General features: G+C 43.0%; 7 protein-coding genes. 6 read left to right on the top strand and 1 reads right to left on the bottom strand.

Going from position 1 to position 12,000, the window contains the following annotated elements; all coding sequences use genetic code 11:
* Nucleotides 1-11: 11 nt before the first annotated feature.
* A complete protein-coding gene (locus B9Y87_RS09720; RefSeq protein ID WP_085498544.1) occupies nt 12-560 on the top strand; it encodes a YceI family protein in 549 nt (182 codons plus the stop codon).
* 115 nt (nt 561-675) lie between these two features.
* On the opposite strand, the gene B9Y87_RS09715 is transcribed toward B9Y87_RS09720, so the two are convergent.
* Nucleotides 676-1,545, bottom strand: coding sequence for a helix-turn-helix domain-containing protein (locus B9Y87_RS09715; protein ID WP_085498542.1), 870 nt, complete (start codon nt 1,543-1,545; stop codon nt 676-678).
* Between the two features lie 215 nt (nt 1,546-1,760).
* Here B9Y87_RS09715 and B9Y87_RS09710 point away from each other — a divergent pair, with 215 nt between their 5' ends.
* The 5 genes from B9Y87_RS09710 to B9Y87_RS09690 all read left to right on the top strand — a co-directional run bounded on the left by B9Y87_RS09710 (nt 1,761) and on the right by B9Y87_RS09690 (nt 11,998).
* Complete coding sequence (locus B9Y87_RS09710) at nt 1,761-4,982, top strand: DUF1553 domain-containing protein (protein ID WP_085498540.1); 3,222 nt, start codon at nt 1,761-1,763, stop codon at nt 4,980-4,982.
* Nucleotides 4,983-5,016: 34 nt separating this feature from the next.
* Entirely contained in the window at nt 5,017-6,528 is a 1,512-nt protein-coding gene (locus B9Y87_RS09705; protein WP_085499229.1) for a DUF1501 domain-containing protein, read from the top strand.
* A gap of 44 nt (nt 6,529-6,572) precedes the next feature.
* Entirely contained in the window at nt 6,573-7,967 is a 1,395-nt protein-coding gene (locus tag B9Y87_RS09700) for a c-type cytochrome domain-containing protein (protein WP_085498538.1), read from the top strand.
* A gap of 222 nt (nt 7,968-8,189) precedes the next feature.
* Nucleotides 8,190-10,532 (top strand): PSD1 and planctomycete cytochrome C domain-containing protein, encoded by a 2,343-nt coding sequence (locus B9Y87_RS09695; protein WP_085498536.1) that lies wholly within the window; start codon nt 8,190-8,192, stop codon nt 10,530-10,532.
* Between the two features lie 5 nt (nt 10,533-10,537).
* Nucleotides 10,538-11,998, top strand: coding sequence for a DUF1501 domain-containing protein (locus B9Y87_RS09690; protein ID WP_085498534.1), 1,461 nt, complete (start codon nt 10,538-10,540; stop codon nt 11,996-11,998).
* Nucleotides 11,999-12,000: the final 2 nt, after the last annotated feature.

Raw genomic sequence — 12,000 nt, 5'->3', positions numbered from 1 at the left:
AAATTTCTCAGATGAAAAATATACTGTTCATACTATTATCTTTCCTGGTTTGTGTTGGTAATGCCCAAGAATCATATACGCTTTCCAAAGAAAGTGTCTTAAAAATAAATGGCAGTTCCACCATACATGACTGGACTGTGGCTGCCAATTCTATGAAGGGGTCCATGAAAATGGAGGCTGGAGATGTAAAGAATTTGTTGCTACAAGTGGATGTGGCCCAAATTAAAAGTGAACGCGGGGCGGCCATGGACAAAAAGATGCATGCGGCCCTGAAGGTAGACGAGCATCCTGAAGTATCCTTTAAATTTCAGGAAATTAAGAAATCTGCCGATTCGGAAAACACTTTTCAACTTAAGGGATTGTTGAATATCGCAGGTGTTGAAAAATCGGTGAACATAGCATTGGAATTCCAAGAAATTGAAGGGAAATATAAGTTTAAGGGAAGTAAGGAACTAAAGTTACAGGATTATAATATGGAGCCTCCAACGGCGATGTTCGGCCAAATAATTGTGGGGGATAATGTTACTGTCGAATTCGATTTGGTCTACGCCAAAGGATAGGGGCTACTGTTTAAGAGTTTTGCGGTAGCTGATTATGATTGGTTATTTATTTCCGTATTTCTTGGATTTGTAACTACCCTAGTTTGAATAATAAAATGGGTTGACATATGCATTGTTATTTTTGCAAATGCTCTTCCCTAAAAATTCCTGGAGTTGTTCCCGTATGGCTCTTAAAAATCCTGTTGAAATAGGATAGGTTTTCCAATCCCACTTTTTCCGCAATTTGCTTTAGGGAGTTGTTTGTGGAAAGCAATAGTAATTGTGCTCTTTCAATACGTTTGGATTGAATGTATTTATTGGGGCGCATGCCAAAATTTTCATTGAAGACCCTGGAAAAATAATCCGTGTTTAAATGGCAGAAGTCGGCCAACTGCTTTACCGTTAAATTTTCGTGCAGATTTTCATGGATATAGTTTAGCACCATACCAAATTCTTTTTTTACATTGTTCTTTGCTGATGTGGAGTTGGTATTCTTTATGAACCTTGAAAGCAATATCTCTAAAATGGCATGGGTTTCCATAAATTCAGATGGACTTAATTCTTCGTTTTTCTTTTCAAAATCCATTAGGGTGGGTCTGTTGTCATATACCTTTGGATTGTTGTTTTCCAAATTTCGATTTGGATTTAATTCCAATATACGCTTAAAGTAATACAGGTCCATAGGGTTGGCTTTTGATTCGTAAATAAAGTTGCTAAAATTGAATATGGAATAGCCATTTTTTATCTCCTCCAAACAACTGATATAATATTGCTCGTGGTAGTCGTCGCATTTATACCGTCCAAAAGTATAGCTGGGAATTAGATATATATGGCCAGGCTTTAATTCAATGGCTCTATTACTATGGTATACCATGGCACTGCCCGTGGTGATGTAATATAGGCGAATGAATGGGCTAATAACATCGTCATAGTCCCAAAGTGGGTCCAGTTTTGCATACCCTACGTTTAATAATGCCAATTTTAAAGTTTGAAGTATTTTGGACATGGCTTAATTTTTTGTCGGATTTAGTACAGTGTGAATCAATAGATTTTCGTCTTATTGCTATATCAATTTATAGCTAATTTAGTAAACATTTGACTTGGGAAGGAAAAAAGGCAAGGTGTTAATGTCGGAAATGTACAATACTTAAACTGATTTGGATGTACATTATGAATCCTTAAATTTTATCTTTGAAAAGGTAGCAAATAGATAAGTAGAAAATGGTGATTATTAAGAATCTTACAGTTTGCGTTTGTTTTTTATTATTTTCCTGTGGAGGTCCGGAAATACCTGAATTGGTATCCCTGGAATATGATAAATTGCCCAAGAAAGTGGATTTCAATCTACATGTAAAGCCCATCCTTTCGGATAAATGCTTTATATGCCATGGACCGGATAAGGCAAAAATAAAGGCCGACCTTCAATTGCATACCCCGGAAGCCGCCTATAGGGAATTAAAGGAATCTCCGGGAAAGTTCGCGTTAAAGCCTGGGAATTTAAAGAAAAGTGAGGTTTTCCACAGAATTATATCAGAAGATCCCAATTATGTAATGCCGGAACCCGACTCCCACCTTTCCCTGTCCGACCATGAGAAAGCGGTCTTGATAAAATGGATAGAGCAAGGTGCCGAGTATAAAGATCATTGGGCATTTATAAAGCCCAAAGAATACGCTGTGCCAAAAGTTGTGGATGAGGCCGGACTTGTAAAGAACCCTATCGATAATTTTGTATTGGCACGTTTGGAGCAGGAGAATTTGCAATTTTCCCCAAAAGCGGACAAGGAATTATTGTTGAGAAGGTTGTATCTGGATTTAACCGGATTGCCACCAACCTTGGAGGACATGGATTCCTTCATGAAGGATCCGTCGCCAGAAGCCTACGAAAAAGAAGTGGACAAGTTGTTGTCCTCCCCGCACTATGGGGAGCAAATGGCCTTGGACTGGATGGACTTGGCCCGTTTTGCAGATACCCACGGATATAGTGTTGATAGATATCGGGATATGTCCCCATGGCGTGATTGGGTAATAGATGCCTTTAACAAGAATATGTCCTATGAGCAGTTTATTACCTGGCAAATGGCGGGCGACCTTATCGAAAACCCTACTCGGGAAACTATTTTGGCAACGGCCTTTAATCGTGTTCATCCTCAAAATATGGAAGGGGGCATTGTAAGTGAGGAGTTTTTGGTGGAATATGCGGTAGATCGGGCAAGTACGGCCGGGCAAGCCTTTATGGGGTTAACCGTAGCCTGTGCCAGATGTCACGATCATAAATATGATCCCATATCACACAGGGATTTCTATGAACTTACCAGTTTTTTCAATAATGTAAACGAATCGGGACAAATTTCTTGGAATGATGCTACCCCGGTACCTACCTTAATGTTGACCACGGAAGAGGAAGAAAAGGTGCTTTCTTATATGGAAGGTTTAATTGAAGAAACAGAAGGGGAAATAAAAAAAATGCAACATCAGGAATTGGCTGATAATTTTGATAAATGGCTGTCGGAAGAGCAATACAAATCTCTTGGGATGAAAGTTCCTTTATACGGATTAACGGCCTATTTCGATTTAAACGATCAAAGTTTGCAAAATGTCATCGATCCAAAACATAGGGGAACTATGAAGCGGGAAGGTACCGAAGGGCAAAAAATAAATCTATCCGAGGGAAAACAGGGCAAAGGGGTTCGGTTCGATGGAGATACTTGGCTGGATTTGAGAAAGACAGGGGTTTTTGGAAGAAATGATGCCTTTAGTATAGGTTTATGGGCAAATATACCTGCGAATATCGAGAATGGTAATATTTTCCACAAGGGCGATGGCGCTATTTTGTACAATTGGCGTGGGTATCATCTGAAGATAGTGGACAATAAATTGGAACTTATGATGGCACATACAGCACCCAACAATGCCATTGTAGAACTGTCAAAGGAAGGATTTCCTAGGGATGAATGGGTGCATTTTGCCATTACCTATGATGGCTCCAGTAAGGCTGAAGGATATCGGTTATTTGTTAATGGTAAGGAGATGGAGACCATCGTAAAAACTGATAACCTGTACAAGGACATTCTTTTTAGAAACAATAATGAACCAGGCTTGCAATTGGGGGCAAGATTAAGGGGTAAAGGAATAAAAGGAGCTGTGGTAGATGAGGTAAGGGTATATGAAAGGGATTTGTCGGCCGTGGAGGTAATGCAACTTGCAAGCGATCCTCGATTAAGTGAATTACTAAAAAAAGAGGTCCTTAGTCTTGGGTCCGGGGATAAAAAAATATTGCAGGAACACTATTTGAAGTCGGTTTCCCAGGCCGCCAAACTAGAGTACCGTAAATTGGCGGAATTGCGTAAGAGCTATGTGGATAGTGTGGAAAAGGTAAAAGAAGTAATGGTCATGGAGGAGACCCCGGAACCGGTCCAGTCCTATATATTGGATCGGGGAGTGTATAATGCCAGGGGGGAAGAAGTGTTTCCCAATACGCCTAAAGCTATATTGCCCATGCCCGAAGAATATCCAAAAAACCGATTGGGATTTGCCAAATGGTTGTTCCATGAAGATCATCCCCTTACGGCCAGAGTGGCGGTGAACAGGTTCTGGCAACACTATTTTGGGTTTGGCCTGGTAAAGACTTCGGAGGACTTTGGAAATCAGGGAGAAATGCCAAGTCACCCTGAATTATTGGATTGGTTGGCCTTGGAATTTAGGGACTCGGGATGGGATGTTAAGGCATTTCAGAAATTGATAGTGATGTCTCATACTTATCAGCAATCTTCCATGGTAAGTAAGGAATTAATGGAAATGGATAGTGACAATAGACTATTGGCAAGAGGACCTTCCAAGAGGCTATCCGGGGAGATGTTGCGAGATAATGCCTTGGCCAGTTCTGGATTGCTCAATAGAACTATTGGCGGGGAAAGTGTTAGTCCTTACCAACCTGAAGGGCTATGGCGGGTAAACAATGCTACCTATAGGCAGGATACCGGGGATAAACTGTACCGAAGGAGTATGTATACCATCTGGAAGCGTTCCGTACCGCATCCTACCTTGGCTACTTTTGATGCCCCGGCTCGGGATGTTTGTACTATTCAACGACAGGAAACCAATACCCCGCTGCAGGCTTTGGTATTGCTCAATGATCCTACTTATATTGAAGCATCAAGAGTTTTGGGCAAGCATATGAGCGATTCTGGGGATTTAAAAGTGGCGATTTCCAATGTGTTCCGGCAACTTACCGGGCGAAAAATTAAGGAGGATGAACTGCAATTGCTGGTAGACCTTCAAGAGAATGAATACAAAAAATTCGCGTCCAACTTGGAAAGAACAAAAGGATGGCTGAATACAGGTGAATTTAAATTGGATAACGGGGACGACAAGGCTTTGGTAGCCGCCAATGCGGTGGTGGCCAACACCATTATGAATGCGGATGCCTGTATTACCAAAAGATAATAAGATAAAGAATAGCAGAATTAAAGAGGAGATTATGTGCGATCATCATGATAAATTAAGATCTAACAATCGGGATCTTCAGGGTATTGAAAAACAATGGGATAGAAGGGAGTTCTTTAAAAAGACCTCTTTAGGTTTAGGAGCAATGGCCCTTGGTTCTTTATTGCAGTCGGAAAAGCTTTGGAGCGCTGTTAATCCTGTAGCCGATCCCAATAATTCTTTTAATTCCTTCACTAAAAACAAATTGGGATTGCCTCATCATTTGCCCAGGGCAAAGCGTATTGTGTATCTTTTCCAAAGTGGTGGTCCCTCACAATTGGATCTGTTCGATTATAAGCCCAAACTTAAGGATATGTTTGGTCAGGATTTACCGGATTCCATACGCGCTGGGCAACGCCTCACGGGGATGAGCGCGGATCAAACTGCTTTTCCCATTGCTGCATCCACCTTAAATTTTAAACAGTATGGGGAATCCAGGGCTTGGGTCAGTGATGCCATGCCCTATTTGTCCGAGGTTGTGGATGATCTTTGTTTTATTAAGGGCATGCATACCGATGCCATTAACCATGATCCGGCCATCACCTTTTTTCAAACCGGGAGTCAACAACCGGGAAGGCCATCCATAGGTTCTTGGATAAGTTACGGATTGGGGTCGGACAATGATAATTTACCCACTTTTATATCCTTGGTCTCCAAAAATGGTTCAGGGCAACCCTTGTATTCCCGTTTATGGGGCAATGGTTTTTTGCCTACAGAACATCAGGGGGTACAGTTCCGATCAGGAAAGGATCCTGTACTTTATTTGGGAGACCCTGAGAATTATGACGGCAATGACCGCAGGCAAATGCTGGATTATTTGAAAAAATTGAATGGAATGGCATATGATGCCTTTGGCGATCCGGAAATTAACGCTAGGATAGCGCAATATGAAATGGCCTACAGAATGCAGACTTCTGTCCCGGAGGTGACGGATACTTCGGACGAGCCCGACTATATTTTTGATATGTATGGTCCCGATAGTAGAAATCCAGGAACATATGCGGCAAATTGTTTGATGGCCCGTAAATTATTGGAAAAGGATGTGAAATTTGTTCAATTGTACCATCAAGGTTGGGACCAGCATGGCAATTGTCCTGGGGGAGTAAAATATCAAAGTAAAAATACAGATCAGGGAACCGCCGCATTGATAAAGGATTTGAAACAACGTGGCATGCTGGAAGATACTTTAGTGGTATGGGGTGGAGAGTTCGGACGAACAGTTTACTCCCAAGGTCAGCTTACCGAAACAAACTACGGTCGTGACCACCATCCCAAGGCCTTTACCATGTTTATGGCAGGGGCAGGGGTGAAACCTGGATTTACCTATGGTGAAACCGATGACTTTGGTTATAACATTATCAAAGATCCGGTACATACCCATGATTTTCAGGCCACTTTATTGCACCTGTTTGGAATTGATCATGAAAGACTGACTTTTAAACATCAAGGTCGAAGATATAGACTTACCGATGTGCATGGGGATGTTGTAAAGGATATTCTTGTCTAATCCATAAAGAAGAAATATGCTACCAGCAGTTTTAAAAATTAGGAATGGAAAGTAGTGTGCCAGATTTTATATTGTTTTTAGGAAGATTTCACCCATTGGTGGTGCATTTGCCAATTGGGTTCTTAATTTTTGCTTTCATGTTTGAACTTTATGGGCGTTGGAAAAAAGATTCCTCGGTCTCCATAGGGATTGAATTTGCCTTATTGGCGGGTGCTTTAAGCGCAGCGGTTGCCTGTGTCCTAGGCTATATGCTTTCCTTGGGCGGGGAATATGAGAAGGCAATGTTGGATACGCACTTTTGGTTTGGAATAGCAACTACTTTAGTTACATTTTCGGCTTGGTCCATTCGTTCGGGCAAACTTAAAATACCAAAATTGAGAGGTTTAAAATCCAATATGGCCGGCCTGACCTTAGTCGTGGTTTTGGTAAGTATTACAGGGCATTACGGAGGTAATTTAACTCACGGAAGCGATTATTTGGTAAAATATGCGCCATTTGGTAGAAAGGAAAAAGTAGTGTTGCCGCCAATTGACAAATTGGAGGATGCCGCTGTCTACGATTATTTGGTAAACCCTATCCTGGATGCCAAGTGTACTAGTTGCCATAATTCCAGTAAGAAAAAGGGCGGACTCTCTTTACAGGACAGTATGGCCATTAAAAAAGGAGGTAAAAATGGTGAGGCTTTTATTGCAGGAAATGTCGCCAAGTCCGAGATGATGAGACGTGTTATGCTGGATCCCCATCATGAGGACTACATGCCTCCCGAAGGTAAAACTCCGCTTACCGATGAGGAGAAATCAATTTTATCGTTTTGGATCGAGAAAGCCAATGCCGATTTTAAAGCGAAGCTGGCCGATGTGGAAACTCCTGAGGAAATAGCAAGTATTGCCTCCAACATGTTGGGTTTGGAAGATGTAACCGGTAAAAGTGGAATACCATTGCCTAAAGTAGGTTTAGTAAATGGGGAAATACTTGAGGATATTGTAGGTGCAGGATTTAAAGTACGGGAATTAATATTCGAATCCGGTTTGTATGAGGTCGTTTTGCCGCCGCATTATATTGATTCCAAGAACGGCGATGATTTGGATGGGAAGCTGGAGAAGTTACTTCCTATGAAGGATAATATTATTTGGCTTTCCCTCAAGGACAATGATGTGCAGGACAGGCATTTAAAAACCATCGGTCAATTTGTAAACCTTCAAAAAGTAGAGCTGGAGAAAAATCCGATTACGGACTTGGGTATAGCTGAAATTACAGGGATTCAAAGCATAACAGGACTTAATTTATATCAAACAAAAATTACGGCATCAAGTTTTGATAACTTTATAAAAATGAAGGGATTGGAACGTGTGTACGCTTGGGGAACGGCTATAACTGAGGATGAGGTGGCAAGATTTGCCGCAAAACAAAATCGTCCTACCATAATAATGGGAATGTAAAAATTGATAATGGTTTAGTTGTATATTGTTTAATATGCTTAGAATCTGAACTTGAGCAAAGTTAATTATGAAAATTTTACAGGCTTAATTGAAAATATGTTATTATTTTAGTATAAATAATGTAATATATGTAAAAAGTAAAGTTGTAACTTCTCTGCCAAGGATATCGGGCTTTACGGCCCTTTCCAAGAGAAATCAAAAGAGATAAAATATAGTTCCCTAATGAAACAAAAAATAAGCATAGGAATAATTCTATTGGGTCTGGTTGCCCTGCTGTTCGCATTTAAGTCGGGCCTTTTTAAATCCTCCGGTGACGAATATGCAGATCAGAAGTTGCCCAAGGTGGTGGATTATAATTTTCATATAAAGCCCATACTTTCGGACAACTGCTATACCTGCCACGGTCCCGATGCCAACAAGCGGAAAGCGGGCCTGCGCCTAGACCTTGAGAAGGAGGCGTTTGCGGAACTGCCGGAGAATCCCGGGAAATATGCCATTGTAGCGGGCAAGCCCGCCAACAGTCTGTTGTACCAACATGTGGTCTCGGATGATCCTAAGCAGCTGATGCCCCCACCGGATTCGCAATTGGCCCTGAACTCCTATGAAAAGAAATTATTGAAAAAATGGATAGAACAAGGTGCCAAATTCGATAAGCACTGGGCCTTTATCCCGCCCAAAAAGGCGGAGCTGCCAATAACGGAACGGACGGATTGGGCACAAAATGAAATCGATGCCTTCGTTATGGAAAAACTGGAGGAGAACGATCTGGCCCCTTCCGAAAAAGCGGGGAAGCATACGCTTATAAGAAGAATGGCCTTGGACCTGACGGGCCTGCCGCCCAATGCGGATCAGGTTAAACGATATCTCTCCAATTCCTCGGCCGACATTTTGGAACAGGCCATAGATGAATTTTTGGCTTCCCCTACATATGGGGAGCGGATGACCCAGGTATGGCTCGATGTGGCCAGATATGCGGATTCACACGGCTACCAGGACGATAGTTATAGGAGCATGTGGCCCTGGCGCGATTGGGTGATCCATGCCTTTAACAACAACATGCCCTATGATGAGTTCTTAAGGGTACAATTGGCGGGCGACCTAATGCCCAATGCCTCCAAGGAGCAAATTCTGGCCACCGGGTTCAACAGGAACCACCCTATCACCCAAGAAGGTGGTGTCATCCAAGAGGAGTACCAATCCTATTATGTGGTGGACCGTACCAACACTTTGGGCAAGGGCATATTGGGCCTTACCCTGGAATGTGCCAAATGCCACGACCACAAATACGACCAACTGTCCCAAAGGGACTATTATGAGATCTATTCCTTTTTCAACAATGTGGATGAAAAGGGGCTGCGTATGGATGCCGTACAGGCTGCCAATCAGAAATATTTTGCCGATGCGCCATTTATGACCATTACGGACCAAGAGACCCAAGGGGTACTGTCCTTTATCAATAAGGATGAAGGAAAGGACGTTAAGGTGATGGTCATGAACGATTCCATGCCCAGAACGACCTATATTTTCAACCGAGGGGAATATGATAGTCCCGGAGAGGAAGTAACTCCCAATGCCCCTGAAATAATCCTGCCATTTTCCGAAAATCTTCCAAAGAACAGATTGGGACTGGCCCAATGGGTGACCGATGAAAACAATCCGTTGACCGCAAGGGTCTTTGTGAACAGGATCTGGGGGATGTTGTTCGGGAACGGGCTTGTGGAAACATCCGAAGATTTTGGGGTACAGGGGAGCCTGCCCAGTCACCCTCAACTATTGGACTGGCTGGCCAAGGATTTTATGGAACACGATTGGGACATCAAATACCTGTTGAAAAAAATAATGCTTTCCGCTACCTATCAGCAAAGTAGTATAGCTACAGAGGAGTCCAAAAAGGCGGACCCCGACAACAAGTGGCTTTCCAGGGCTCCCAGGTTCAGGATGAGCGGGGAGATCATACGGGACTATGTTCTGGCTACCAGCGGTCTATTAAATAAAGAGATCGGTGGCCCCAGTGTAAAACCCTATCAGCCACCGGGACTATGGGAGGAGACCAATGCTGGAGGCAATAGGGGTGTACTTACAACCTATGTAGCCGATGAAGGTGATAAACTGTATAGACGTTCCCTATACACCCTTTGGAAAAGGACCCTGCCACCACCAAGTATGTCCATTTTTGATGCGCCCAACAGGGATATCTGCGAGGTAAGGCGCCAAAAGACCAATACCCCATTACAGGCTTTGGCACTGCAGAACGATGTCCAGATGTTGGAGGCCGCCCGGGTACTGGCCGAAAATACCATTACGGATACCAAAGATGCGGAACAGTGGGTTACCACGGTCTTTCAACGCATATTGGTAAGGCATCCCAAGGAAGAAGAAAAAAAGGTTTTGGAGGAATATTATACCGATGCCCTGGACAAGTTCTTGAACAACAAGGAGAATGCCGAAAAATTGATTGCCCAGGGAGAATATAAAAGATTGGACACCGATCCGGCAAAAACGGCCGCGCTGATGTTAACGGTCCAGGTTATCTACAATCTAGACGAAACAATTACCAAAGAATAACGATTATGGAAGAAGACAAAACAAATTCTGAAAATCCCCTCAAGGTAAACCGAAGACACTTCTTTTCGCAATTAAGTGTAGGTATCGGTTCTTTGGCTTTGGGCTCTTTGTTAATCCCGGACCTTTTTAAGGGTGGCCCCAAACCATTGGCGAGTCAGCCATTGGGAATTCCCCATTTTGCCCCAAAGGCGAAACGGGTAATCTATTTATTTCAATCCGGAGCCCCATCACAGTTGGAATCCTTTGATTATAAACCTACCCTTACCAAGCGTATGGGAGAAGATTTGCCAGAGTCTATAAGGAACGGGCAACGGCTTACCGGTATGACCGCTGGTCAGGATAAATTTCCTTTAATGCCTTCCGCGGCCAAGTTTGCCCAACATGGTAAAAGTGGGGCCTGGGTAAGCGAATTTTTCCCTCATATTGCAAAAATTTCGGACGAGATCTGTATTGTTAGGAGTATGCATACCGAGGCCATTAACCATGACCCGGCCATTACCTTCTTTCAAACGGGTAGTCAACAATCGGGTAGGCCAAGTATGGGCTCCTGGATGAGCTATGGGTTGGGAAGTGAAAATCAAAATTTACCCTCCTTTGTGGTCCTTACCTCTAGGGGGAAAGGTAATAGTCAAGGTTTATATTCCAAGCTTTGGTCCAGTGGATTCTTGGATTCCAAGCATCAAGGGGTTCTTTTGAGGTCGGGGAAAGATCCAGTGTTATATTTGAACGATCCCGACGGAATTTCACGTTCCGATAAGCGCCATTTGTTGGACCATGTGTCTTCCCTTAATAAAATTCACCATGTGGAAACGGGCGACGATGAGATAGAATCAAGGATTGCCCAATATGAAATGGCCTATAGGATGCAAATGTCGGTGCCCGATGTTATGGATATTAAAAAAGAACCGGAATCCATCATAAAATTATATGGGGAGGATTCCCAAGTACCCGGGACTTATGCCGCCAATTGCCTTCAGGCCCGTAGGCTGGCTGAGAACGGGGTGCGCTTTATACAGTTGTATCACCAGGGATGGGACCAACACGGCAACCTGCCCAATGAAATGGCAGGTCAGGCCAAGGATGTGGATCAGGCATCTGCAGCACTTATTCTGGATCTAAAACAACGTGGCATGTTGGAAGATACATTGGTTATTTGGGGAGGGGAGTTTGGAAGGACCAATTATTGTCAAGGTAATTTTGATCCTAAAAATTACGGTAGGGACCATCACCCAAGAGCCTTTAGCATATGGATGGCCGGAGGCGGAATTAAACCGGGTATTACCTATGGGGAAACCGATGAATTTGGATACAATATTGTGAAGAATCCGGTTCATATCAACGATTTCCACGCCACTATTATGAATAATTTGGGGCTGGACCACGAACAATTAATTTATAAATATCAGGGACGCCGTTTTAGGCTTACGGATGTTGCCGGTAACGTTGTAAAAGATATCTTAACATAGTA

The sequence above is a fragment of the Arenibacter troitsensis genome (assembly GCF_900177645.1).
Taxonomy (GTDB): Bacteria; Bacteroidota; Bacteroidia; order Flavobacteriales; family Flavobacteriaceae; genus Arenibacter; species Arenibacter troitsensis.
This window is presented reverse-complemented; position numbering and strand designations above follow the sequence as displayed.